Origin of the sequence: Mesorhizobium loti, from assembly GCA_014189435.1 — a bacterium.
Classification (GTDB): domain Bacteria; phylum Pseudomonadota; class Alphaproteobacteria; order Rhizobiales; family Rhizobiaceae; genus Mesorhizobium; species Mesorhizobium loti_G.
Genome location: CP050294.1, coordinates 1 through 24,148, shown reverse-complemented (window position 1 = coordinate 24,148; position 24,148 = coordinate 1). Strand labels below are relative to the sequence as shown.

Below are 24,148 nucleotides of genomic sequence, written 5' to 3'. Positions count from 1 at the left end.
AAACGTTGGTAAATGACAGGGTTTTGCTGCAATGGATCCGGACTTAAGCGGATGGCGCTCTTTGAAGCGGCAGACTATGCCGTGGCTGCCTTACGCTAAACGCACCGCGTCGCCATTTCCAACAATGCCTCGTGGCCATCGAGGATGGCAAAGTCGCCTTCCGCTGGAAGGACTATCGGCACGGCAGTCGGCAGAAGGTCATGACCGTCGCGTCTGACGAGTTCATTCGCCGCTTCCTGCTACACGTCCTGCCCGGGGCTTCCATCGCATCCGCTATTACGGATTCCTCGGTAATCGCTATCGCGCGCAAAAACTCGCCTGCTGTCGCGACCGGTCCTGTCGCAAACTTGGAAATGGGGTAGTGACAGCCTGTCCGTCAGGCAGCGAGGATATCGAACTGCTCGGCGATCGACGGACTGGGATTGTAGGCATACCTCGCCTGTCGCTTGCGCTTCATGTGGATCATCTCGATGCCGGAGAGGATAACCACGGCGCTCGGCTGCGACTTGAAGCCGAGCATGGATCGAATGCGGCGCTTGATCGCCCCGTGATTGGTCTGGCTGCCGTCGATGACGATGCGCTCCGGTCGGCCATGGCGCGCCAGCGCCTTGCGGAGGAAGCGTTTGGCCACCACCAGGTCACGGTTTTCGCTGAAGAAGAACTCGACCGTGTCGCCGAGGCTGTCGATAGCACGATAGAGATACATCCATTGGCCGCAGACTCTGATGTACGTCTCGTCCATACGCCACTTGCTGCCGACGGTACGCTTGCGCCGGTTGAAGCGCTCCAGCAGCTGTGGCGAGAAGTGGGCGACCCAGCGATGCACGGTGGAGTGGTCGACCTTCAAGCCTCGTTCGGCCATCATCTCTTCCAGATCGCGCAGGCTCAGATTATAGGCCAGGTACCAGCGCACGCACAGCAGGATCACCGACTGGTCGAAATGGCGGCCCTTGAACAATCACGTGCTCCTCCACAGCTGAGGAGCGTTCCATGCCATGCTCCGCTTACCGAAAGGTTTGCGACAGAGCCAAGATACCAGCGAACGCACAGTAGGATCACGGATCGATCAAAATGGCGGCTTTTGAACATGACAAACTCCCGGAAAAAAGAGCAAGCGTCTTGCAGCAAATGACCTTTCCGAAAAGTTTGCGACAGAACCGAATGCACATGTGCCGCTGCGAAAACGGGACCGGACGATGCAAGGCTTCCGATCACCAGGAGCACTGCAACGCTTCTTTTCGATCTTCTCGGCTTTGCACAATCTCTTCGTCCCGCCCTGCTCAAAACGCCGTCGGCAACCCAATGGGTCAAGCCGCGGCTAATCGGCCGCGTGAAGCACTTCCGTGGAACGCTTGCGGCATACATCGTTGCTGGACTTCCGGGACGAAAGCTGAAGACCTAATGGGACTGACTGTCTACACTATGGGAATTGGTTTGATTGAACTCGGGTAAACGCGGTGACCGAAGAGGCTATGGCCGCTGCTTGGGCGGCCAGGAATGAGGACGCACAGATCCTTGGTGTGTTCGATCTCACCAACAAAACCGATGCGGCAATTGACTCCCGTCGGTTAGGTGAGGCCATCCGGTTTGTCGCCAATGCGCCGATCTTGGGCTACGATATCCGAGCCGCTATGGTCATATACGGCGAATGGGGAACGCCGAGCCTCAGGGCCAGAGACTGCGAGCTCCTATGGGCGAAATATGGGGAGGCCCTGCTACATTGAGCGCGCACAATGCAAGCCGCCTCGCGGTTGGCCACTAGATTACAGTTGCATTTTTGATTTTAGGTGAGCTCGTCGAGGAGACCGGTAATTTCTTCTGTGGTTGCCGCCTGTGATGCAAGAAGTTTTTGATCCTTATGGAGTGGTGATCGAGTGCGGTCTTCTGTAAGTGTCCGCTCCAAAAAGAGGTGAGTGATTTCAGCGGGTTATGATTCAGTCGGATTGCTGAGATTCAACGGAGATCACGATGCCCTGGACTGAAATCACCCGCCCGAACTATGAGCGGCGTTGTGCGCGCTATGCAAGCGACATGACGGATGCGGAATGGGCGCTGATTGCGCCACTGATGCCGCGGCCCAACGGCATCGGCCGGCCGCGCAAGACGGATTTGCGCGAAGTCGTGAATGCGCTTTTGTACATGGCCTCCTCGGGCGGCGCGTGGCGGCTGTTGCCGAAGGATTTTCCACCCTTCTCGACGGTGCAGAAATATTTCTGGCGTTGGCGCGACGAGGGCCTGCTGCGCACGATCAGCAACGAACTCGTGATGGCGGCGCGCGAGAAAGAGGGCAGGCAAGCGAGCCCGACGGCCGGCGTGATCGACAGCCAGTCGGTCAAAACCACCGAAAGCGGCGGAATAAGGGGATTTGATGCCGGCAAGAAGGTCATGGGCCGCAAGCGCCACATCGTTGTCGACACGCTCGGTCTGCTGGTCGGCCTCGTCGTCCACGCCGCCGATATCCAGGATCGCGATGGCGTCCCGGCGGCCCTGAAAGCCATCCTCAAACGCTGGCCGTGGCTGCGCCATATCTTCGCCGATGGTGGCTATGCCGGGCCGAAGCTGCGGTGGCGCGCTGCAAAAAGTCGGACAGTTCACGCTCGAGATCGTCAAGCGCACGGACAAGCCCAAAGGTTTCCAGATCCTGCCGCGCCGATGGGTAGTGAACCGCTGTACAATGTTGCCAAGTTTGCCTTTGAGTTGTCGGTGCGTTGGCTCGGCAGGTGCCGAAGACTGGCAAAAGACTTCGAACGCACCATGGCGTTGGTGCGCGGATATGAAATCGAACGCATTTCGATCATTAATGTAGTTGGTTATGCCTGCGTGACTTGACGCCGGATAGACTCCGGGCGTGCCCATGCCAGCATGCGGTTGAGAACGATGCAACCGATGGCAACCTCGGTCTGTTGAGCCGGAAGAGAGCGTGCTCGCAGGCGCCGTCCGATCAGCCCCTTGTATCGTCCGATGGCTGTTTCGCTCAGCGCCCGCTTGCCGTAGCCGGTGGCTGCCTGCCATTTCAGCCGACCGTCGCTTGCGATTGCGGCAATGTGCTTGTCCCTTTGACCAGGCGGTCCGGTATCACCGCTTTCCACCGCCGTGGAACGCGGTGGAATGACGATGTTCGCGGTTGCGCTGTGCTGCAGGATAGACCGATAGGTTGGCTTGCCGTCATAGGCTCCGTCGGCTGTGAACCGCTGCAACTGATGGGGCTGGCGCTCGCTGTCCCCGATCATACCACCCTGAGCCGTCGGGCGCGGACATGGCAATCGCCCAACAAACGGCATGATCGCCAGGTTCCGCCGGAGGGACCAGTGCATGTTCTTGTCGACAGCACCGGCCTGCAGGTCTACGGCGCGGGTCAGTGGCTGGAGGAGAAGCACGGCGCCAGATCCCGTCGCAGTTGGCGCAAGCTGCATCTGGCACTGGATGCCGACAGCGGCGAGATCATTGCCCATACCCTGACTGATCAGGACACTGGCGATGTCTCTCAAGTTGAGCCACTACTCGACCAGATTGGCGGTCCGATCGGACAGTTTACTGGTGACGGCGCCTATGACGGAAACCCGACTTACGACGCAGTCATCGATCATAGCGCTGCCGCCGCAATCGTCATTCCGCCTCGTGCCAACGCGGTCGAACGTAAGCGGTCAGCCGATAACGTCAGGCCTAAAGTTCCAAGGCATGAGCATTTCGATTTCGGATGCCGGCCAGCCTTGAGCGATGCGGGTCAAGGTCTGCGAGAGCCAGTCGAGCGGATCGACGCTGTTCATTTTGCAGGTTTGCAGCAAGGTGGCTACCGTCGCCCAGGTTCGTCCACCGCCGTGGCTGCCGGCGAATAGACTATTCTTTCGCGTGATCGTCTGGGGCCTGATTGCACGCTCGACGATATTGGAGTCGATTTCGATGCGACCGTCCATCAGAAAGCGTTCCAGCGCCTCCCGCCGGGTGAGCGCGTAGCGGATCGCCTCGGCGGTCTTGGATTTTCCGGAGACCTTGCCCAGTTCCGCTTCCCATAGATCGAAGAGGCTCGCGACAATGGCCACGGACTTTTCCTGACGCAGCGCGGCGCGGCTTCCGGCATCCTTGCCGCGAACCTCGTCCTCGACCTTCCACAATTCGGTCATGGCGATGATCGAATCCGTCGCGGCCTGCGAGACCCCGCTGATGTGCAGGTCGTAGAATTTGCGCCGCAGGTGAGCCCAGCACCCGGCGAGCCGGATTGTTTCATTGCTGCCGGCTTTGGCCCGTGCCTTGACCAGGTTGGTATAGGCCGAGTAGCCATCCACTTGCAGGATACCGCTGAATCCGGCGAGGTGGCGCGCCACGCAATCCGCACCTCTGCTGTCTTCAAAACGATAGGCAACCATTGGCGGACTGGTTCCGCCATAGGGTCGGTCATCCCGTGCGTAGGCCCACAACCAGGCTTTCGTGGTTTTCCCGGAACCAGGGGCAAGGGTGGGCAAGGTCGTCTCGTCGGCGAAGACCCTTTCGCCCTCCTTGATGCGCTCCAGTATGTAATCAGCAAGCATCTGCAGCTCGAAGCCCAGATGCCCCATCCATTGCGCCATCAACGACCGGCTGATCTCGACGCCGTCGCGCAGATAGATCGCCTCCTGCCGATAAAGCGGGAGGCCGTCGGCGTATTTGGAGACGGCGATATAGGCGAGCAGCCGCTCCGTCGGCAGGCCGCTTTCGATGATGTGCGCCGGCGCCAGAGCCTGGACCACGCCGTCACGGCCCCGGAAGGCGTATTTGGGACGGCGCGTGACGATGACCTGGAACTTCGGCGGCACGACGTCCAGCCGCTCGGATCGATCCTCGCCGATCAGAACCTTTTCAAGCCCCTCGCAGTCGGCCGGGATTTCCGGCTCGACGACCTCCTCGATGCGTTCGAGGTGGGCAGCAAAGCCCTTGCGCGGACGCGGGGCGCGCTTCGGCTTGTTCCCGACCGCGCGGTCGAGTTCGCTCCGGATTTCCGAAAGGCCGGTCTCGACCTCTTCGAAGGCAAAGGAGGCCTGCTCGTCGTCGATGGCCAGGCGTAGCCGCTCGGAACGCGTGCCATGTTGCGTGCGCTGTAAAACTTTCAGGATTGACGTGAGATTGGCGATCCGCTCGCTGGCGCTTTTCTCGACAGCTTTCAGCCGGGCGACCTCCGCCTCAGATGCTGCGATCCGAGCGTCGGCGACTGCGATCCGGGCCTCGCTTGCAGCCTGCTCGCGAGCCATGGAAAGGATCATCGCCTTCAGCGCATCAACGTCGTCGGGAAGGGCAAGACCCGGTAGAACCATGGCAAGCAACAGAGCACAAAAACAGCCGCTTTCCCAACCGTTCCAGCCGCATGATTCATCTTGCCGCAGGCCGGTTTCAGCCCGTCGATAACGGCCGCCTGACCCTGGCCGGACGAATCTTTTTCCAGTCCAGTCCGGCCAGAAGCGCCATCAACTGGGCGTGGTCGAGACGCATGCGCGCGGCCGATATCCCCGGCCAGCAGAAGCTGTGATCTTCCAGAGTCTTCGAATAAAGACAAACCCCGCTGCCGTCCCACCACACGATGCGAACCCGGTCCGCACGCTTCGAACGGAATACGTGAAGTGCCCCCGAGAATGGGTCCAGGCCGCCATCCCTGACCAGCGCCATCAAAGATGCCGCGCCCTTGCGGAAGTCGACCGGCTGGCACGACACGTAAACCACCACACCGGAAGCGATCATGCCTTACGAACCGCGCGGATGATCCTCGCCAGGCGATCGGGATCGACATCGCCGCCGGCGCGCACCACTGCGTCGCCAATGACGATTTCCACCGTGTCGCTGCCCACCGCTTCAAAGCGCGTGAACTTCGCCGGCTTGCTCGCTCCCTCCGTCAGTGGCGCAACCATGCCCGACGAAAGCGCCTTGCGGCGCCACGCATAGAGCTGCGAGGGGTCCAGCCCCTCGGAACGCGCAACCGCCGAGACATTGCCCCCTGGCGAGAACGCTTCGGCGACAAGCCGTGCCTTCTCTTCGTCCGACCGATGGCGCGGCTTGCGTCGGGACGGCACAGGCTCCGCCGTCAAAATCTCGAATGTTCGATGATGGCTCATACTGTCGCTCATAGGATTCTCCGCATGATTCATGCTGAAAATGAGCGATCAACCGCCTGCACGCTACGTGGGGATGCCTACGCGCTTACGGTCGAACCATTCGACGATAAGACCTGCCGGCCAAAGGGAGCAGCATATCGCCGCAATCGGCAGAGACGGCCGGATGAAATGGCAGGTCTCCAACGGTTATGGCAAACGCTCGCTGGTTGAGACCGCCATAGGGCGATACAAGTCCACCATCGGGCGGCGTTTGCGGGCACGGTCGCTTCCCGTTCAGCAGACCGAAGTCGCCATCGGCTGCGCCGTCCTCAACCGCATGCTTGCCTGCGCACGCCCGAAATCCGCCCGCCGCAAGGCGGCCACGGCATAGTCTGCCGCTTCAAAGATCGACATCCGCTCAAGTCCGGACCCATGCACCATGTGTAGACGCCCGTTTGGCAAGAGGAATCTTTAGTTGGCATTGCGCGTTGTCGGGTGCTGACATGTGTCCGGCCTGTGATGCGGCTTTCACACATGCCGCGGGCCCTTATGGTGTTCGCAGGTCAGGTCCAAATCAACGCCGCGTGCTCTTGAGACACTTTGGTGCACACTGGTTTTCCTGATCCCGTCTCACGACCGTTGCGCCATACTTCCGATGACCTCTCTCGCTGCGACGTCCCCTCGGTTACGTTGGCTTTAGACCGCAGCAACCGGAGCTCTGTATATTCCTCCCTTGGCCATGATAGCCCAGATCATTCGCGCCATCTTGTTGGCAAGCGCCACCCTCACCAGCATCGGTGGTTTATGCGCCAGCATCTTGGCCAGCCACGTGCCTGGTGTTGCACCCTTGCGGGCGGGCGCGCCACACAAGCTCGCTATTGGCCCCTATGATCAGGAGCCGCCGCAGAGATCGATCCCCCATCTTCGTCGTGGAGCCGAGACGCTGTTTGCCGCCTGTCGAATGTTGTCGCGGCACAAGCCCAAGCCATGCGGCGAAGTCCCGCCCACGTTTGAAGGTTTCAGGCGATGGCGCCAGAGCCACCAGTGCGGTGGCAATCAATGGGCCAATTCCGGGAACTGTCATCAACCGGCGTGCGGTCTCATCTTCACGAGCCCGGCGCACAATCTGTGCATCCAGCACGCGAATCTGATCATTCAGTTGGGACAAGCTTGCTGTCAGAAACCGCAGAGCAGTCCGCGCAGTTTCTGGAAGAGCCGTTTGCGGATCCTCAATCATCGCAATCAGTTTCGAAGCGAAGCTTAAACCCTGCGGCACGACTTCACCAAATTCCGCAAGGTGGCCGCGCAGCGCATTGATGGTCTGCGTGCGCTGCCGGATCAGCAGATCGCGGGTGCGCAACACCACTGCTGCGGCTTGTCTTTCTTCGCTCTTCACGGCAACAAAGCGCATCGTTGGTCGTTGCGCCGCCTCGCAGATCGCCTCAGCATCAGCCATGTCGTTCTTCTGCCGCTTCAAAAAGGGCTTCACGTAGGCCGGTGGGATCATACGGACTTCGTGTCCCAAATGCCCTATCTCACGCGCCCAGAAATGCGAGCTTCCGCAGGCTTCCATCGCAACCAGGCACCGTGGCAGGCCACCAAAGAATTTCAAAACCTGCCCGCGCCGCAATTGCTTGCGAAACACAACAGCACCTGTTTCGTCAGCCCCGTGGACCTGAAACACGTTCTTGGCTAAATCCAAACCGATCGTACGAACTTCGCTCATGATGCCCATCTCCAATGGTGGTTTAAACAACTCCACTTTGCCACACACTGCGGTCGTCGCGGGCGTCTACACCATCAACGCCCATGAGCTGGCGTTTGGCCGCCCCGTAGGAGCGCAGTTTGTCGGTGATCATACGCTTTGGCGGCAGACCCTGCTTCTTCAGAAGTCGCGTCAGCAGGCGCTTGGCGGCCTTGCTGTTGCGACGCGTCTGGACAATCTCGTCGAGCACATATCCGTCCTGATCAACCGCTCTCCACAACCAGCACTTCTGACCGTTGATGCGCACCGCGAGTCGAGTGGCCCGGGGGAATTTCACCCCCAGGCTCTCACAGATCCGGACGTGAGCGTCTCCACTCATCCGGCTCCTACCGTCCAGCCGTTGCCCGATACAGCAATCGCCAATGTGCAAACAGCGCTGGCTCCCGACGCCTTACGTCCTGGACCCAGTACCGCGCACGCCGACGATGGCGTCTCAGGCGTCTGATATTTCGACATGGCCCAGCGTGCCAGGCGCAGATCGAGGTGCATCAATGCTCGGGAAAGTGCCGATTTGTGGTAACGACCATAGTAGTTCATCCAACCACGAAGGATCGGATTGAACATCTTGGCCAGATCATTGATGCGCTTGTCGATACGGCGGTCAAGCTGCCAGTCCCGCATTGTCTGACGGATGGCTTTCGCGGCTCGGTTGCTGATACCCGGACTGAAATTGACGAAGGTCTTGCCCCATCGGTTCATTGCCAGTCTCGGTCGAAAGGTGTAGCCGAGAAAGTCGAACTTCTGATTGGGGCAATGCCCCCGCCGAACGTTATCCTTGCAATACACGATCTGTGTCTTGTTTGGATGTAACTTCAGTCCGCATTCAGCAAACCGTTGCTCAAGATCCGTTTGCAACTTTTGGGCCTGACGCTCGCTGCTGCAATGACAAACGGCATCATCGGCAAAGCGTTCAAACGGAATCTCAGGATGGTGTTTGGCCATCCACCGATCGAACGCATAGTGCAAAAAGAGGTTCGCCAGCAAGGGTGAGATAACTGACCCCTGCGGAGTTCCCCTCTCCCGAGGTTCCAAAGTGCCGTTCTCCAGTTGCACGGGAGCCGTCAGCCACCGTTCAATGTACAACAACACCCACGTGCAGTCGGTGTGCTTTCGCACCGCCCGTAGCAACAGGTCGTGTGGAATGGTGTCGAAGGAAACATCTCCAGACTGCCCATCACCAGGACCTTCCCGCCTCGGCAACGATCATGCGGGAGGGCCACGCCTTTGAAGGGCGGCCTCTGGCCGTAATCAGCCGCCTCAAACGCCGCGGCGAGCCAACGCTGCTTTTAGAATTGCCGGACGGCAGCCGGACCTACATTCCCGTCGCGTGGACGGATCTCGGGGGCCTGGGGGGTGATTCCACAGCCTCGCCGGCTAATCACTCCAGCATTGGGCGGCTTTCAGACCTTCTGCATCTGCGCTTTCTGACCGACGCTCTTCTTGAACGGCGCGGCGAGTCGCCGCCCGATGACAAGGAGGAGCGACATGCAACTGAAGCTGAGATTCGCCGAGGAAGACCGCAAGCGGCCTCCCGACCCACCCACCTGGGAGACGCTGGACGCCGAGGCGCGGGCGGAGGCGTTGCGCCGGCTCGCCCTCGTGATCGCGCGCATGCTGACAGTGAGGGAGGCCGGTCATGACTGAACACAGCAAAATCGCCGCCGGTCACCAGGCCCGGCTGGCTGTCGTCTACCTGCGCCAGTCGAGCGCCTCACAGGTGGAGAACAACCGTGAATCGACCGAGCGGCAATACGCGCTCTCCGGTCGGGCGCGCGAGCTGGGTTGGCCGGACGAGCGTGTCCTGGTCATCGACGAGGACCTTGGCCTGTCCGGCTCCGGCAGCGTCATGCGCGCCGGCTTTGCGCGGCTGACCAGCGAGGTGGCGCTGGCCCGGGTCGGCATCGTGCTTGGCCTGGAGGTTTCGCGGCTGGCGCGCAACAATGCCGACTGGCACCGGCTGATCGAGTTGGCCGGGCTGACCGATACGCTGATTGGCGATGCCGACGGGATCTACCACCCGGCTCTGTTCAACGATAGGCTTTTGCTCGGGTTGAAAGGCGCCATGAGCGAGGCCGAATTGCACGTCCTGCGCGCCCGCCTCAATGGCGGCATCCGCAACAAGGCAGCGCGCGGTGAATTGCGCCGCGGCCTACCGATCGGCTTCGTCTGGGGCGAGGCGGACGGCGAGATCCTGATCCATCCCGACGAGGCCGTCGCCCATGCCATCCGCACCGTCTTTGCCCGCTTTGCCGAGCTCGGCTCGGCGCGCCGCGTGTGGCTGTGGTTCCGCGAGCAAGCGATGAAGTTCCCGCTGTGGCTTAATGCACGCACCGAGCTGCGCTGGGGCGAGGCCAGCTACCACGCGGTTCACAGCGTGCTTGCCAATCCAGTCTATGCCGGCGCCTATGTCTATGGCAAGTATCGCCGAGAGACGGTGCTCGACGAAACCGGCGCGCGGTGCAAGCGGATACGCAAGCTGCCGATGGAAGACTGGCAAGTGCTGATCAAGGACCACCACCAGGGCTATATCGATTGGCCCACCTTCGAGGCCAATCGAGAGCGCATGGCGGCCAACACCCAACCCCGGACGCACGCCAAGGCGCAGGAACAGGCCGGTGGCGCCGCCAGAGAGGGTGGCGCCCTGCTGCAGGGCATTGCCCGCTGCGGCCACTGCGGGCGACGGCTGCACACCCATTATCGCGGCCGCACCGTGACGCCGGGCTACCATTGTCCCGGCAAGGTGGTCGTCGAGGGCAGAGGCGTCCATTGCCTCAATGTTGGCGGCGGGCAGATCGATGAAGCCGTGGTGGCGGCCTTCCTGGAGGCGCTGGAGCCGGTGCGCCTGACCGCCACGCTCGAAGCGGCCGAGCGGCTGGAGAACGATCGCGACGCAGCACTCAAGCAATGGCGGCTCGACGTGGAGCGCGCCGCCTTCGCCGTCAACCGCGCCGAGCGCCGCTATTGCGCCGTCGATCCCGACAATCGCCTGGTCGCCCGCAGGCTCGAGCAGGAGTGGGAGGAGGCGTTGCGCGCCCTGGAGGCGGCAAAGGCGGAACTGGCGCGGCGCGAGGAGCAGCGTCCGCGCGTCCTGTCGGCCACGGAGCGGGAAAAGCTGCTTGCCCTCGGGGCCGATCTGGCGAGCGTTTGGTACGCGCCCACCACCACGCCGCGTGACCGCAAGGAATTGCTGCGCACGCTCCTCGATGAGGTCACCCTCCATGTCGATCGCGACGAGGCAGCGGCGCTTCTCGTCCTGCGCTGGAAGGGCGACGCTACGAGTCGCCTCACCGTCGCCTTGCCGCGCTCGCGGCCGGCGACGGTTCGTACCGACGAGGACACGCTGGCGCTGCTGCGGCGGCTGGCACCGCATTATCCCGACGCGGTCATTGCCGGCGTCCTCAACCGCCAGGGCCGCCGAACGGCGTACGGCCACCGGTTTGACGCCAACCGCGTCGGCTATCTGCGTAAGCACTGGAAGATTCCCGCCTGCAAGGCCAAGCCACCAGCCGCCGACGGCGACATCGTCACCGTCCGTCAGGCCGCTGCCGCGCTCGGCGTGGCGCCATCGACGCTTCACCGCCATGTCAACGACGGCCTCATCCCGGGCGAACAGGTGACACCCGGTGCGCCATGGCGCATTCGCCTGACCGCCGAACTCAAGGCCCGCTTCCTGGCCACGCCTGGCGAAGGCTTTGAGCCCATCCGCGACGCCATGGAGAACCTCGGCCTGTCGCGCCAGGTCGTGTTGCAGCGAGTAAAACGCGGCGAACTCGAAGCCGTCCATGTCGTGCGTGGACAGAGAAAAGGCCTATGGATCAAGACGATAGACCAAAATCCCAGCCTCTTCGAACAGATACCGTGAACCAGGGGGTATTATGACAATGGATCCAAGAAGGCCTGAATGTCGAGATCGAGAACCCAGTCATGGCGCCAGCATCTCTGCCTTGCCATACCCACGGCCTCGAGTGCCGACTTGCCGGGCCTATACCCATAGGAATCGGGATGGAAATGTCTTTCCAGTTCCGGTTCCAGGTATGCCTTCACCACCCCTTGCGCAATCCGGTCTGAGACCGTGGGAATGCCCAACGGCCTTGTACCACCTTGCCGCTTTTTGATCGCGACCCGTTTGACTGGCGGCGGAAAGTAGCTGCCAGATGACAATCGGTTCCAGAGCTTGAACAGGTTGTTCTTCACATCCCGCTCAAAATCTTCGATCGACTGATCATCGACCCCGGCTGCACCCCGGTTCGCCTTTACCCGTTGATAAGCCTCCCAAACAGCCCGTTTAGGAATATCGAACGGCTTTGCTTTACCCAAAGGCTCCTCCCGCATGACGGTTGACCTTTCGATAAAGCTGGACAGTGTTGCGCCTTCGCTCCAACGCCATTACAGCACCTTCTTCACTACTACACGCAACTCCGTCCCTGTGCCCCGCATCGGTACTCGGCTCCTCATGGTGCTTCCACTTGGATGTCTCCCTTCGCATCGGGGCGACAGGTTCCCACGTTCCACACAAGAGCCTGAAGCAAGGTCACGCCGCCTTCATGCCGGACGCCATCTGGGCAGTAGACAGGTATCTCCCAGACTTCTCCCGGGTTAACGAAGCCCACCCGGTTTTGACGCCATCTATGCACTTTTCGACACGTCGTCAGCGGTTCGCTCACGCTCGTCTCCTTGCATCTTACCTGACCGGATCAAGTCCGGCCTTTTCCTCAACGCTCACCACCATCGCTCTTTACGACAGCAGCTTGAGGTGGTTTGAAACCCGCTCCTGCAAGCCGGCTTCGAGGGGCCAGCCCTCATCTCCTGTGCAGCATGGCTGCTTGGGAAGTGCCTAAATCATAGCTCCTCCTTCGCGCCTTCGTGGCGCACCTTCATCCAGATGCCAGACATCATCTTTCGTCGGCGACTTGCGGCGTATGCGGCGCGCATAATCAGGGCCGTGCTTTCGGCACCATCGGCGGATGGTCTCGTAGGAAACGACGATCCCGCGATCGAGCAGCATTTCCTCGACATCGCGCAGGCTCAGATTGAAGCGGAAGTAGAGCCAGACAGCACGGGCCACGATTTCGATCGATAGCGGTGGTTCTTGTAGGTCGGTGCACTCACGGTCATGGGCGCGCTGCTACCTCAATTTCCTTACCGCTCAATCAATGTGACAGCACCAAGCACTTGGCTACTTTTGCTGGCATAAATCAAGAACGGGCACGCGACTATCGCCCCGTGCCTGATTTTTTAATTTGAAGCTTCCTCAGGCCGCCTCGCTGATTCGCGTTAACGCAAGCTTGAGGCTGGCATTTTGTCTCTCCAGTTCGCCGAGACGCTCGCGTTCGGCGGCGACCACATCGGGATTCGCATTGGCAACGAACTTTTCGTTCGAAAGCTTGCCGGCGATACGAGCGGTCTCCTGCTCGGTTTTTGCAATCGCCTTCTCGAGACGGGCCTTTTCGGCAGACAGGTCGATAAGGCTACCAAGCGGGAGGCAGATCGTCGCCTCGTTGAGCACGATCTGCGCCGCGCCCTTCGGCGCTGCATCGGCGAGCGAGATGTCGCCGACGCGCGCCAGCCGCTTGATCGCCGAGTCCTCGCGAATGAGCCGTTCGCGTGTCACGTTGTTGGCGCCGACCACGACGAGCGGCGCGATTGCCGCCGGCGGCACGTTCATCTCGGAGCGTACCGAGCGGATGCCGGAGACGAGATCGACGAGCCAGTTGATGTCGGCGGCAGCCTCTGCGTCCTCGAAGTCCGGCGACGGCCACGCGGCATGACACAGCAGCGAGGCGCGTTCCTGGCCCTCGCCTGCGGTCTGCGCCCACAGTTCCTCGGTCATGAACGGCATCATCGGATGCAGCAGCTTGTAGATCTCGTCCAGCACGAAGGCGACGCAGGCACGGCTCTCTGCCTTGGCCGCCTCGTCGGTGCCCATGAACACCGGCTTCAGCAGCTCCAGGTACCAGTCGCAGAACAGGTTCCAGACGAAGCGGTAGGCGGCCCCCGCCGCCTCGTTGAAGCGGTAGGACGTTATCCCATCGGTAATGTCACGCGCGGCCCGCGTCAGTTCGGTGAGGATCCAGCGGTTGACCGCAAGCTTGGCGTCGTTCAGCCAGAAATCGTCATTGCGGGCGACTTCGTTCATCTCGGCGAAGCGTGTCGCGTTCCACAGCTTGGTGCCGAAATTGCGATAACCGGCGATGCGCGCCGGATCGAGCTTCACGTCGCGGCCTTGCGCCGCCATCACCGTCAGCGTGAAGCGCAGCGCATCGGCGCCGTACTCGTCGATGAGATCGAGCGGGTCGATGACGTTGCCTTTCGACTTCGACATCTTCTGCCCATTCTTGTCGCGCACCAGGGCGTGAATATAGATCGTGTTGAAAGGCTCGATCGGTCTGCCATTCTCGTCCTTCATGAAATGCAGACCCATCTGCATCATGCGAACGACCCAGAAGGGAATGATATCGAAGCCGGTAACGAGCACGTTGGTCGGATAGTAGCGCGCGAGTTCCGGCGTTTGATCCGGCCAGCCGAGCGTCGAGAACGGCCAGAGCGCCGACGAGAACCATGTGTCGAGCACGTCTTCGTCACGCGTCAGGATCTCGCCCGGTTTGAAATTCTCGAGCCTATCCTCGACCCAGGTCTTCCACGGCCCTGCGAGCGCCAGATAATATTCGATCGCGGCACTCAACGCGTCTTCCTCGGATTTCTCGACGAAGACGTGGCCATCCGGTCCATACCATGCCGGGATCTGGTGACCCCACCAAAGCTGGCGGGAAATACACCACGGCTCTATGTTCTCCAGCCAGTTGAAATAGGTGTTCTCCCAGTTGCGGGGTACGAACCTGGTTCTTCCTTCGCGCACCGATTCCAGGGCAGGCTGTCCCAAAGTCTTATTGTCGACGAACCACTGTTCCGTCAGCCTGGGCTCAATCGGCACGCCGCCTCGATCGCCATGCGGGACCGTGTGCTTATGCGGCTCGACCTTGTCGAGCAGGCCCGCCTCTTCGAAGATGCGGGCGATGATCTTGCGAGCCTCGAAACGGTCCTTGCCTTCCAGTTCATCCCAGGCGCCATGCAGGGCGGCGGGACGATCGAGACCTTCGAGGAAATCCTCATTGTCCTTGATGGCGATGCGCGCATCCGGCGTGAGGACGTTGACGACGCGCAGGCCGCGACGCTTGCCGACCTCGAAGTCGTTGAAATCATGCGCCGGCGTCATCTTCACTGCGCCCGTTCCAGCCGTCGGATCCGGATATTCATCGGCGACGATCGGGATGCGGCGGCCGACGATCGGCAGGATCACATGCTTGCCGACGATGGACTTATAGCGCTCGTCATCCGGATTTACCGCAACGCCGGTATCGCCGAGCATGGTCTCAGGACGGGTGGTCGCGACGACGAGATAGTCGCGCATCTCCCACTCGGTGGGCTTACCGTTTTCGTCGAAAGCAACCGGGTGCTGATAGGTGACGCCCGGCTCCAGCGGATAGCGCAGATACCACAGGTTCCCGTGAACCTCGTGCTGTTCGACTTCGATATCCGAAATCGCGGTCAACATCTTCGGATCCCAGTTGACCAGTCGTTTGTCGCGATAGATCAGGCCTTCCCTGTAAAGCGTGACGAAGACTTCCAGGACGGCCTTCGACAGGCCCTCGTCCATGGTGAAGCGCTCGCGCGACCAGTCGCAGGAGGCGCCGAGACGCTTGAGCTGCTTGAAAATTACGCCGCCCGATTCCGCCTTCCACTCCCAGACCTTCTCGATGAAGGCTTTGCGGCCCATGCTATGGCGATCCGGCTGCTGCCTCTCGGCCAGCCGACGCTCAACCACCATTTGCGTGGCGATGCCGGCATGATCCATGCCGGGCTGCCAGAGCACATCCTTGCCGCGCATGCGCTCGAACCGCACCATGATGTCCTGAAGCGTGTTGTTCAGCGCATGTCCCATGTGCAACGAACCGGTAACGTTCGGCGGGGGGATCACAATGGTGAAGGTTTCCGCGCCCGGCTTGGCGTTCACACCGGCGCGAAAAGCGTCGGCCTCATCCCATTTTTGGGCGATCTTCGGTTCGACCGTGGCGGAATCATAGGTTTTGTCGAGCATTTTTGGGCTAATTTTCTTCTCTGGTGATTTTTAGAGACATCAACTGTGGGCACGGGTTCTTGGTACGCGATTAGGCTATGTTGACCAAGTGGATTGAACGAAGCCGCGGGCGGGGAGTGAAACACGAGGTCGCGTAAGACGCATCCTTTCTGAAAAGATCGTGGGTGTTGCATCCACCTCTCAGAAAGAAGATCGCGCAGTGGCCGGGGCAGCGCGGCCGTCACGTCGTGCTGAGCGCATGCGGCGTGCAGTTCGACGGCGAAGGCTGCCCTATTGGGGATCGCGTACGATCTACACGCTGCTTCTGAACCTGCCCCTTTCGTTGCCCTTGAGGGTTCTGGACATAGTCAGGCCGTAGCACCGATTGGACGTCTCCTGGCTTTGTCACCCCGATGATGTCGACCTCGGCGAACCCAAGCAGAGAAGCCTTTTAGGTCATTGCCTGACTGCAGTTCAGTACAGCGCAGCGGAGATTCTCCAAAGCCATGTCCATCGCTTTACATCGCATTTCAATAGAAACATAGCCTTTCCAGCCTGCCCGCCTGAGCATTTCGAACCGGTCTCGCACTTCCTGTTTGTCGCTTCCAACGGGCGCTAGGTACGGCTCGCTCATGTGGATGTGGGAGATACGGCTTCGCGAATGGGAAAGCATTTCCTCGACCTCCATGAGCGTATTTGACAACCGCGTCGCGCCGATGTCGAAGTTCAGAGTGATCGCGGAATTTCCAACGAAGTTGATGAAATTCAGCGCTTCTTCAATATTATTTAGGAAGTTCGTTCCATATCCAGGCGGTAGCGGCTCGAGAGCAATCCAGCAACCGCGCTCCTTTGCATAGTCTCCCAACAAAGAAAAGACCTCTGCGGCTAATGTCCATGCCTCGCAGTGCTCAAGGGCAGGCGGTATAGACCGGTTCTTGGGTGACCCGAGCACCAAGTTGGAAATGCCCATTCTCTCCGCAAGCCGGATTGCGTCGAATATGGCTTTCATAAATTGCTCCCGTGCAGGCGGCGATCCAAATAACTGCGCATCCGTCGCTCCAAATAGCAGCGATTGCATAGATATCGGCGCCAATCCGTATTCGTGCATCCGCTCCACCTCGGCAGCCAATGTGTCATTATCCGGAATGCGGGGATTTTGGCACTGTGGAAATAGAACACCGGGGGCGATCTCTAACCCGCCAATATTTGCCTCCGCGAGGATACGGTAGGCATCTAGAGTTAGCATTGCGGTCCAAGCGATATTAGAGACTGCGAGCTTCACTTAACCGTCCTCTCTCGGCGAAAAACTTCCTGAGGGCTTTAAGTGTTTGATCAGCTGAATAGATATACGATCCGCCCACGCCCCATGCCGCTCCATGACGGGTCCTCATGTCTTCGACATGTATGCGCGGAAGGGGGTTGTCAAACTGGCGTCCCGTTAACGCGAGGTGAATGCCTGTGGCCTCCATCGGTTCGGAGGTTAAATGCATGACTGGTATACCCTCAGCCAGCACGCGCTCGATGTCGGCAGACAGCGAATTGAGGTCGTAGTACTGGAAAACGCTGCCGCTGTTGGTAAAATGAATTGCAGTAAGACGCGATTGCTGCAGCACGTCGACGAGCCGCTGGCAGTCTCCCGCGTCAGCGTTCGCTCGACGGAAACGGTATATTTCAAGACCCTCGTCGTAAATGAAATAGTGATCAAGAAGGGTTGAGATCGGCTTCGATTGGTGCTCCCACAAGGCAGTGAAGGCACTTCTCTTCAGAAATGAAGGAATTGGATTAAGAATGTCGAATAGAAAGTTCTTTTTCAGCCCGCGGCCGAACAGAGCGGGAAGACGAACGATATGAATATTACCCGGACCTGCTGAAAGTGCCTCCTCTAGGAAGCGCCTGTTCTGACCATACGGCGACTCTGACCCGTATCGAGCGGTACGTTCGTCGTATCCTGCAGCGGGATTCGTTAAAACGGCTATGGTTGAAACGAGGACAAGATCGCGAAAGCTGCAACTCCTAAGGTGGCCAATGAGACCCGCGATATTTGACCGATCGGCATCTGGCCAATTATTGGCCAGCCACATCTCCGCCGGTGCACCACAACAGACGATCAGCTCGAATGCCTCGCCCCGAATTTCCGCTATGTTCCTGGAGTTATACAGTCTGTCAAACTCCATTGTAGACTGGAGATTTTGACCCACGAAGCCGGTACAACCTATCAGCGCTCGCATGGGGACCCTCAGTGCTTCCCAGCGATAAGCCCAACGACTGTGTTCGCCGCATCAACGCAGTTGACAATCTTGCCAGAAAACACCCGCAGCACATTGTCGGCAACTTTGTCCACAGCCGTCGGCCGCGCATCGTCCGAGTCTCGATGCGGAAGTACGGTACGAATAGTGTACATGGACCCAACATGTTCTGCTTCGGCCAAGCCGGGAATGTAGGGGGTTCCAGAACTGATAAAGCGCGCAAAATTTGTCACGTCTGGGGTGGACACGACACCACGGTTCAGTAGCGGCTCCAGTAACGGAGGAACCGCTGCGGCATAGCCTATGTTTGAGTGATGTATGCCATGGGTCACGTTTCCCAATACGTGCAAGCCCGTGTTGGCGAACGGGTCCAGGCACATGAAGGGCCCGTCCAATACCACGATGCTCTGACGGGCGAACATCGCTGGTAATCGCACAACGGGTTTCTCACATATTTCGTACTGATAGAGGCACGTTGGAACATCAAAGTGTACGCACAATTCATTATTCTTTGCATAGGCAGCAACAACCACGATGTCGTAGTCGTTGCGAATATCGTGATCGACGGCACTGCCAAGTGCCAGCTGCACCCCGGCGGTTCGTAGTTTTCGATAGATGAGATCCCGCAGAAGTACTGGGTCATAACGCGCCTCCCAAGCCAGATACACGGCCGCTATGTTAGACATATTTAGGAGGGGATTGTCCCTGTTGCGTTTATACGACAGGCCAACGACTTGGCAAAATGCCTCATATTGCTGATCCGTGGTCAAACTGTTTTCTTTTGCAATTGCATAATAGTGGCAGTCGCGCTCAACGAGTGCAGCAGCATACTCGCGGACAAACGACGAATACGCCCGTGCCGCCGCTTTCGCAGTTTCGACGCTTCGTGGATAGTGGTAGCCTTTGTGCAATCTGTATTGATTGATTGCCGACGCCGCTTCCAACAAATTATGCCTCGATTCAATGAGAACAACGTTATGCCCATTGCGTGCAGCGTAGAGTGCAACGGTTGAGCCAAAAATCCCACCGCCGACGACTGCGACCCTTGCCATTTTTCTTGCTCGCTTCGCTTACGGCGCCAACGCGACGCTTCGAGTCCCTGTCAAACAGTGCAAATCGCGATCGCGGATGAATTGCCTTGCGCGGATCAAATCCGACTTCGCAATGTGTGTGAGACAGTCAAGCAGCGTTGGTTTTTTTGCCATAACAGCCTCCGCAATGTCGCCCTCATTGACATCTGGATAGTACTTATCGAACAGCGGCCGACAGATTTCGACTGTCACTCGAACCATCTCCGACTCGGAGATCGGCTGCTGGGAAAGCCGGTGTGGATCTGTGTACGTGCGATACAAATAATATGGACCAGAGAAATACACGATCTTGTTCGCCTGATCATTGCCAATCCTGTATGACAGCAATGACGCACCGAACGACCAATCGGTCCACTTTACCACTTTTGGGTCGAAACCGCCGAACGCGACAGCATCATTTCGACGAAAAACGATCGATGATGAAACATGATGCTTTGCTGCCACTAGTGCCTCTGTCAGCGGATAGGCTGAACTCGTGAAGCCACCACAGTCCCCGATCATGAGGGTTGCACAATGCGCAAATGCAAGGCTGGAATTGGACTTCAGCGCATTCACAGCACGGTCCAGATACGACCCTTTCTTCAGCACCTCCGCATTCGTATTAATGCAATCGTCCCCGTCGACAAACATCACGTAGGCATAGCGAGCGGAGAACAAACCTGTATTGCGTGCCGTCGGGAGGCCCATATTCCGGTCGTGATGGATCACGCGCACGAATTCATGCTTCTCGTATCCGCTTAGAATTCTTAGGGTCGTTGGATCGTCGCTTCCGTCGTTGACAATGATCACCTCGTACGGAATTCGATATGGCTGATGAAGAATTGATGAAACACACTCGGCCAGATAAGCGCCACTATTGTAACACGCCACCGCAATTGAGATTCCGTTGTCGGAACTTGTAACAAGCATGCCAACTCCAATCTTTTTTATACGGTCCGTTGCGGTCGCAGGTGTGCTAACGGAAGAATTGACCCATCTGGAGATGACGCCATAGGCGCTACGCATCGAATAGCCCTCACACGTCCCAAGTGAGGCTATCGGTATGCGGCAAACTGCATGACTTTGTCCTCGGGGACGATCGCATCCGAAATATATGTCGTGGGGGGCCAATCCGGCTCGGCGAAATTAAAGTCAATCACGGTCTGCTCGCTGTTGTTGTGTATCACTCGCGCAAGGGCGTCCATTACTGCTGCTGTGGCCAAATGGGAGTCAAGCTCGCTATGGGTCTTGTTTCCTTCGACCCAGTCTTGAAAGAGCGCGGATTCAGCTGCGTACGAGAATGAGTTCCCATAAGGAGCGGTGACGCGTTCTTCGGTTAGGAAATCCTGTGTGCCAGTTACCAGTGCATTGGAACGGGAAGTGATGACACCGATATTTTTTCCCCTGAGATCCGATTGGTCCTTCCTGGAGGAGATTGGTATTTTGACAACATGCCCATTCATCGAGAAAAGTGTTCCGAGCCGGACGTCAACATCGGTACAATGCAATCTCCCATTGATATTGTACGGGATATGAGGGAAGTCTCCCCAAGATCGCATGCTTGGTGTTGTCTGCTCTAGTGCGATGGTGCCCAGGCAGAGCACGGTGTTGCATTGCCGGAAAGTCAACGCGAAAGTCGCCACTACGTCTGTCTCGCCATATCGGAAGGCCGGATTGAATTCCGCCATATGTCCAGAATATCCGTGCAATGGTTCCATGAGCCTGGTAGGCACTCGTTTTCCCTGATCCTCTGGAAAAGCGGAATATCCAGAAATGCGCAAAACGAGCTCATCGTGCGGGTATATGCGTCGATTCATCTGTAAGAGACGAGTTACGAGATCCACGTAATGGTAGGCTCCATGCATGAGCATGCCATAACCATATTTATAAGGATGATCTTCTCGCAAAGCGTACTCGTAGGGCAAATTCCAGACACCTGACGCGGTTTTGAAATTGATCGAAGTGATGGGAGCGTTTAGTTTCTCCATCATTATCCCAAGTTGCGAACGAAATCTCTTTTCATAAACGTCGTGGTGGCGGTCCAAAACAATAAGACTGTGGTGCCCAGTTCCGCCTTCACCGTATGCAATTAGATCCTTTGTGCGTTGGTAGATAGAGCTGCCATCGAAGACCCCGTCACACATGGGTATCAAAAGCGGTTTCGTTGTTAGCGTATCGTAGCTCGCTAATATGCAATGACGTAAATAACTTTCATGGGCCTGGGGCTCCGTTGCAATAACGACTTTCAGCGTACCGGCGCTTTCGTTGTTTCGTTCTTCGAGAAACGGAGCAGCCCAGCCGATGCCGGCCCCAGGGTCATCCCGCACGGCGCCGTCGGGAACAAATACCGTATGCGTTGGCTGGGCGGGCAGGCCGGCCAACCTTTGAAGAACGGTTTCCCGTTGCGACTCCAGATCGACGACGGAATACCCAATGATCATCCCTGAATTTATCGCAGCGTGAATGCACCGAGAATACTTGTACCCAGAGACGGGACCGAATCCGACAATTACTAAATGGTTCGACATCACGCACCTTTAAGCTTGTAATGACAAGACCTTCATCAAGTTAAGCGCTAGTGTTAATCCGTCGGTTCGGTATTGAGAGGACGCCAATACACAAGGACGGGTACTTGCTCGCCTCTTGCGTTCCGGTGGGATGTCGTGAAGCGCTGTGAGCTTGTTCACACATAAGAAAGCGCCGGCGGACATCCGACGCACTGCAAAAAGGGATGGCCGTCAAGCCCCTGCGATTTTTGCTCGCGCTGACCGTCACGTGGGCGATCGTTTCCGCAGCGCGACGCATCGCGGCCCGGAATCGCACGGACTTCCGCATCAGAATATCTCTCCACCATGTTGTCCTCACCGCCGCTGACTCTATCCGGCGACCAAGCCTGTCTTGCTGCCGCACGAGGGGCTTCGACTCGAACCGCTCTGCAGGCCAATCGGAAATCTGCCATTGCCGCCCGCCGTGAACAGAATAGTCGAAGCAAAATGCGTGCCGAATTTGCATGCCGTATACGCTGCACCACTTCTCCGCACCGGCGGCCCGGTCCTCGTCTCTTTTGGTCGGGCTTCCGACATTCTTGCTCAGCATCCGACACAGGAAAGTTTGCTTACCCTGCAGAGCGCTTTTAGCTATGCGTAGGGCGGGCACCGTAACGTTAACCGGGCATCGATCAAAATGTGGGATCTGGCGGCATGACCAGATTTCCCGTGATCCTCTTTATCGTCGCCACCGATTTCCGGCGCAGGTGATTGCCCATGCCGTTTGGCTCTATTTCCGGTTTCCGCTCAGCCTGCGGATGGTCGAGGATATGCTGGCAGCTCGTGGCGTCATCGTCTCTCACCAGACCGTGCGACTTTGGGCTGAGAAATTTGGCAGACACTTTGCCAATGATATCCGGAAGCGATCGGCCGGCAAGCTCGGCGACAAATGGCATTCTCGATGAGGTTGTCATCACCATCGGTGGAAAGAAACACTGGCTTTGGCGCGCCGTTGATCAGGACGGGTTTGTTCTCGACGTGTTGGTGCAAAGCCGTCGCAATGCCAAGGGGTGCTGTCACATTGATTTTGGCTTAACGGTTTGACGATAAGTCAGGTTGGCATGGTCGAAGCATGCGCCACCTACAAGAACCATCGCTTCCCGATCGAAATCGTTGCTCATGCCGTCTGGCTTTATTACCGGTTCGGGCTGAGCCTGCGCGATGTTGAAGAAATGCTGCTGGAGCGGGGGATCGTCGTCTCCTACGAGACCATCCGCCGCTGGGGAAAGAAGCACAGTCCCGATTATGCACGTCGCCTGCGCCGCAAGGCGCCATCGAAAGACGATGTCTGGCATCTTGATGAGGTAGCCGTGCGCATCAACGGCAGGCGGTGCTGGCTGTGGCGCGCCGTCGACCAGGACGGCTATGTGCTGGATGAGATCGTGCAGACCCGCCGCAATACCAAGGCGGCCAGGCGTCTGCTCATTCGTCTGCTGAAGAAGCAAGGCCTGTCGCCGAAGCGTATCGTCACCGATAAGCTGCGCTCCTATTCAGCGGCAAGACGTCAGGTCATGCCCGATATCGAGCACCGGTCGCACAAGGGCCTCAACAACCGGGCGGAGAACTCTCACCTGCCGTTTCGAAAGCGGGAGCGAATTCGGCAAGGCTTCCGCAGCATTGGCTCCCTTCAGCATTTCGTCTCCGTCTTCTCCGCCATACGCAATCTCTTTGTCCCCTCCCGCTCAAACAGGTCCGCCACGCAGATCCGAACTCACCGCCTCAATGCCATGGCAGAATGGAAGGCCGAGGCGTTGCAGATTGCCTGAAAACAGCTGTGGGCTTCCGCGCGTCCACGCTTCAAACAATGTGACAGCGCCGGCGTCCGCAATGGAAGTTAGGGGCTGATGCATCTGGCGCGGTTGTTTTGCGCAAACAGCTTCGCCGGAACAAACTCCTTGAATTTTTCGCCGGGCAATCGCCATGTATTGTCGCTATGGAAGCGTGTGGTGGTGCGCATTATTGGGCGCGTGAGATCGGCAAACTGGGCCACAACGTGCGCCTGATTGCGCCGCAATACGTGAAGCCCTTTGTGAAGATATGGTCAGGTGAGCATATCTTCACAAAGGGCTTGACGTAGGAGGCCGGCATTAGCCGAACCTCGTGACCCAGCGCCATGAGGACCCGAGCCCAGTGGTGTCCGGTCGCGCACGCCTCGATTCCGATCAGGCACGGCGGCAATGCCTTGAAGAAGCCAGCTACATCGTCACGACGCAGCTTTCGGCGGACGACTACTGCGCCCAACGCGCCTACACCGTGAATCTGAAAGACGTGCTTGGCGATATCCAGACCAATTGTGGTAATCTTCTCCATGGACGGCTCTCCCTCATGTGATTTTCGACAGCCACACTTTGGCACATTGCGATGCCGGGAGCGGAGGCCGTCCACCACATC

Annotated in this window: 14 protein-coding genes and 13 pseudogenes; 9 read left to right on the top strand and 18 right to left on the bottom strand. The window is 58.6% G+C overall.

Translation table 11 applies throughout. The features are described from left to right. Nucleotides 1–99 precede the first annotated feature (99 nt). Nucleotides 100–328 (top strand): annotated as a pseudogene (locus tag HB777_34890) (IS91 family transposase). Nucleotides 329–376: 48 nt separating this feature from the next. Here the strand turns inward: HB777_34890 and HB777_34885 are convergent. Next, nucleotides 377–958 (bottom strand): IS6 family transposase, encoded by a 582-nt coding sequence (locus HB777_34885; GenBank protein ID QND69029.1) that lies wholly within the window; start codon nt 956–958, stop codon nt 377–379. A 1,010-nt stretch (nt 959–1,968) separates the two neighbouring features. Here HB777_34885 and HB777_34880 point away from each other — a divergent pair. Beyond that, nucleotides 1,969–2,760 (top strand): annotated as a pseudogene (locus HB777_34880) (IS5 family transposase). A gap of 50 nt (nt 2,761–2,810) precedes the next feature. Here HB777_34880 and HB777_34875 read toward each other — a convergent pair. Continuing rightward, a pseudogene (locus tag HB777_34875) lies at nt 2,811–3,200 on the bottom strand (transposase). Between HB777_34875 and HB777_34870 the strand changes: the two are divergent. Next, nucleotides 3,165–3,635 (top strand): annotated as a pseudogene (locus tag HB777_34870) (IS5 family transposase). The pseudogenes HB777_34875 and HB777_34870 overlap by 36 nt on opposite strands. A gap of 9 nt (nt 3,636–3,644) precedes the next feature. Here the strand turns inward: HB777_34870 and HB777_34865 are convergent. From HB777_34865 to HB777_34855, 3 genes are all read right to left on the bottom strand, one after another. Then, the gene (locus HB777_34865; protein QND69028.1) at nt 3,645–5,285 is read right to left on the bottom strand and encodes an IS66 family transposase; all 1,641 of its coding nucleotides are present in this window, start codon (nt 5,283–5,285) and stop codon (nt 3,645–3,647) included. Between the two features lie 76 nt (nt 5,286–5,361). After that, nucleotides 5,362–5,706 carry an IS66 family insertion sequence element accessory protein TnpB gene (gene tnpB, locus HB777_34860; protein QND69027.1) on the bottom strand — a complete coding sequence of 115 codons (345 nt, stop codon included), beginning with the start codon at nt 5,704–5,706 and terminating at the stop codon, nt 5,362–5,364. Further along, a complete protein-coding gene (locus HB777_34855; protein ID QND69026.1) occupies nt 5,703–6,089 on the bottom strand; it encodes a transposase in 387 nt (128 codons plus the stop codon). Before HB777_34855 ends, tnpB begins: the two co-directional genes overlap by 4 nt. Before the next feature lie 106 nt (nt 6,090–6,195). Here HB777_34855 and HB777_34850 point away from each other — a divergent pair. Next, nucleotides 6,196–6,447, top strand: a pseudogene (locus HB777_34850) (IS5/IS1182 family transposase). Nucleotides 6,448–6,752: 305 nt separating this feature from the next. On the opposite strand, the pseudogene HB777_34845 reads toward HB777_34850, so the two are convergent. The 4 pseudogenes from HB777_34845 to HB777_34830 form a co-directional block, all read right to left on the bottom strand. After that, nucleotides 6,753–7,782 (bottom strand): annotated as a pseudogene (locus tag HB777_34845) (IS110 family transposase). Nucleotides 7,783–7,864: 82 nt separating this feature from the next. Beyond that, nucleotides 7,865–8,056 (bottom strand): annotated as a pseudogene (locus HB777_34840) (IS6 family transposase). A gap of 9 nt (nt 8,057–8,065) precedes the next feature. Continuing rightward, nucleotides 8,066–8,140, bottom strand: a pseudogene (locus HB777_34835) (maturase). A gap of 7 nt (nt 8,141–8,147) precedes the next feature. Continuing rightward, nucleotides 8,148–9,021, bottom strand: a pseudogene (locus HB777_34830) (hypothetical protein). A gap of 285 nt (nt 9,022–9,306) precedes the next feature. Here HB777_34830 and HB777_34825 point away from each other — a divergent pair. Together HB777_34825 and HB777_34820 are read left to right on the top strand one after the other, a co-directional pair. After that, entirely contained in the window at nt 9,307–9,465 is a 159-nt protein-coding gene (locus HB777_34825; protein QND69025.1) for a hypothetical protein, read from the top strand. Then, nucleotides 9,458–11,683, top strand: coding sequence for a recombinase family protein (locus tag HB777_34820; protein QND69024.1), 2,226 nt, complete (start codon nt 9,458–9,460; stop codon nt 11,681–11,683). The genes HB777_34825 and HB777_34820 overlap by 8 nt, the downstream gene beginning before the upstream one ends. Nucleotides 11,684–11,694: 11 nt before the next feature. Here HB777_34820 and HB777_34815 read toward each other — a convergent pair whose 3' ends face one another. The 8 genes and pseudogenes from HB777_34815 to HB777_34780 all read right to left on the bottom strand — a co-directional run bounded on the left by HB777_34815 (nt 11,695) and on the right by HB777_34780 (nt 21,652). Beyond that, nucleotides 11,695–12,138 carry a hypothetical protein gene (locus tag HB777_34815; protein ID QND69301.1) on the bottom strand — a complete coding sequence of 148 codons (444 nt, stop codon included), beginning with the start codon at nt 12,136–12,138 and terminating at the stop codon, nt 11,695–11,697. Nucleotides 12,139–12,694: 556 nt separating this feature from the next. Next, nucleotides 12,695–12,936: pseudogene (locus tag HB777_34810) on the bottom strand (IS6 family transposase). Between the two features lie 136 nt (nt 12,937–13,072). Beyond that, nucleotides 13,073–15,916, bottom strand: coding sequence for a valine--tRNA ligase (locus HB777_34805; GenBank protein ID QND69023.1), 2,844 nt, complete (start codon nt 15,914–15,916; stop codon nt 13,073–13,075). Between the two features lie 430 nt (nt 15,917–16,346). Continuing rightward, nucleotides 16,347–17,177, bottom strand: a complete 831-nt coding sequence (locus HB777_34800; GenBank protein ID QND69022.1) for a sugar phosphate isomerase/epimerase — start codon at nt 17,175–17,177, stop codon at nt 16,347–16,349. Next, on the bottom strand, nt 17,158–18,123 hold the full coding sequence (locus HB777_34795; GenBank protein QND69021.1) for an NAD(P)-dependent oxidoreductase: 966 nt from the start codon (nt 18,121–18,123) through the stop codon (nt 17,158–17,160). Before HB777_34795 ends, HB777_34800 begins: the two co-directional genes overlap by 20 nt. An 8-nt stretch (nt 18,124–18,131) precedes the next feature. After that, entirely contained in the window at nt 18,132–19,193 is a 1,062-nt protein-coding gene (locus tag HB777_34790; GenBank protein ID QND69020.1) for an FAD-binding oxidoreductase, read from the bottom strand. An 18-nt stretch (nt 19,194–19,211) separates the two neighbouring features. After that, nucleotides 19,212–20,141 (bottom strand): glycosyltransferase family 2 protein, encoded by a 930-nt coding sequence (locus HB777_34785; GenBank protein QND69019.1) that lies wholly within the window; start codon nt 20,139–20,141, stop codon nt 19,212–19,214. A 125-nt stretch (nt 20,142–20,266) separates the two neighbouring features. Next, entirely contained in the window at nt 20,267–21,652 is a 1,386-nt protein-coding gene (locus tag HB777_34780; GenBank protein QND69018.1) for a hypothetical protein, read from the bottom strand. A gap of 749 nt (nt 21,653–22,401) precedes the next feature. On the opposite strand from HB777_34780, the pseudogene HB777_34775 reads away from it, so the two are divergent. The 3 genes and pseudogenes from HB777_34775 to HB777_34765 all read left to right on the top strand — a co-directional run bounded on the left by HB777_34775 (nt 22,402) and on the right by HB777_34765 (nt 23,792). Continuing rightward, nucleotides 22,402–22,759, top strand: a pseudogene (locus HB777_34775) (IS6 family transposase). A gap of 59 nt (nt 22,760–22,818) precedes the next feature. Next, nucleotides 22,819–23,523: an IS6 family transposase gene (locus HB777_34770; protein QND69017.1), complete on the top strand. Its 705-nt coding sequence runs from the start codon at nt 22,819–22,821 to the stop codon at nt 23,521–23,523. Between the two features lie 95 nt (nt 23,524–23,618). Further along, nucleotides 23,619–23,792: pseudogene (locus HB777_34765) on the top strand (transposase). 20 nt (nt 23,793–23,812) lie between these two features. Here HB777_34765 and HB777_34760 read toward each other — a convergent pair. Beyond that, a pseudogene (locus tag HB777_34760) lies at nt 23,813–24,067 on the bottom strand (transposase). Nucleotides 24,068–24,148: the final 81 nt, after the last annotated feature.

What these genes read in the sequence shown, in the direction of transcription:
- HB777_34865 (QND69028.1), bottom strand. Translation starts at nt 5,285, where the DNA reads ATGGTTCTACCGGGTCTTGCCCTTCCCGACGACGTTGATGCGCTGAAG.
- tnpB (QND69027.1), bottom strand. Translation starts at nt 5,706, where the DNA reads ATGATCGCTTCCGGTGTGGTGGTTTACGTGTCGTGCCAGCCGGTCGAC.
- HB777_34855 (QND69026.1), bottom strand. Translation starts at nt 6,089, where the DNA reads ATGAGCGACAGTATGAGCCATCATCGAACATTCGAGATTTTGACGGCG.
- HB777_34825 (QND69025.1), top strand. Translation starts at nt 9,307, where the DNA reads ATGCAACTGAAGCTGAGATTCGCCGAGGAAGACCGCAAGCGGCCTCCC.
- HB777_34820 (QND69024.1), top strand. Translation starts at nt 9,458, where the DNA reads ATGACTGAACACAGCAAAATCGCCGCCGGTCACCAGGCCCGGCTGGCT.
- HB777_34805 (QND69023.1), bottom strand. Translation starts at nt 15,916, where the DNA reads ATGCTCGACAAAACCTATGATTCCGCCACGGTCGAACCGAAGATCGCC.
- HB777_34795 (QND69021.1), bottom strand. Translation starts at nt 18,123, where the DNA reads ATGCGAGCGCTGATAGGTTGTACCGGCTTCGTGGGTCAAAATCTCCAG.
- HB777_34790 (QND69020.1), bottom strand. Translation starts at nt 19,193, where the DNA reads ATGGCAAGGGTCGCAGTCGTCGGCGGTGGGATTTTTGGCTCAACCGTT.
- HB777_34785 (QND69019.1), bottom strand. Translation starts at nt 20,141, where the DNA reads ATGCTTGTTACAAGTTCCGACAACGGAATCTCAATTGCGGTGGCGTGT.
- HB777_34780 (QND69018.1), bottom strand. Translation starts at nt 21,652, where the DNA reads ATGATCATTGGGTATTCCGTCGTCGATCTGGAGTCGCAACGGGAAACC.
- HB777_34770 (QND69017.1), top strand. Translation starts at nt 22,819, where the DNA reads ATGGTCGAAGCATGCGCCACCTACAAGAACCATCGCTTCCCGATCGAA.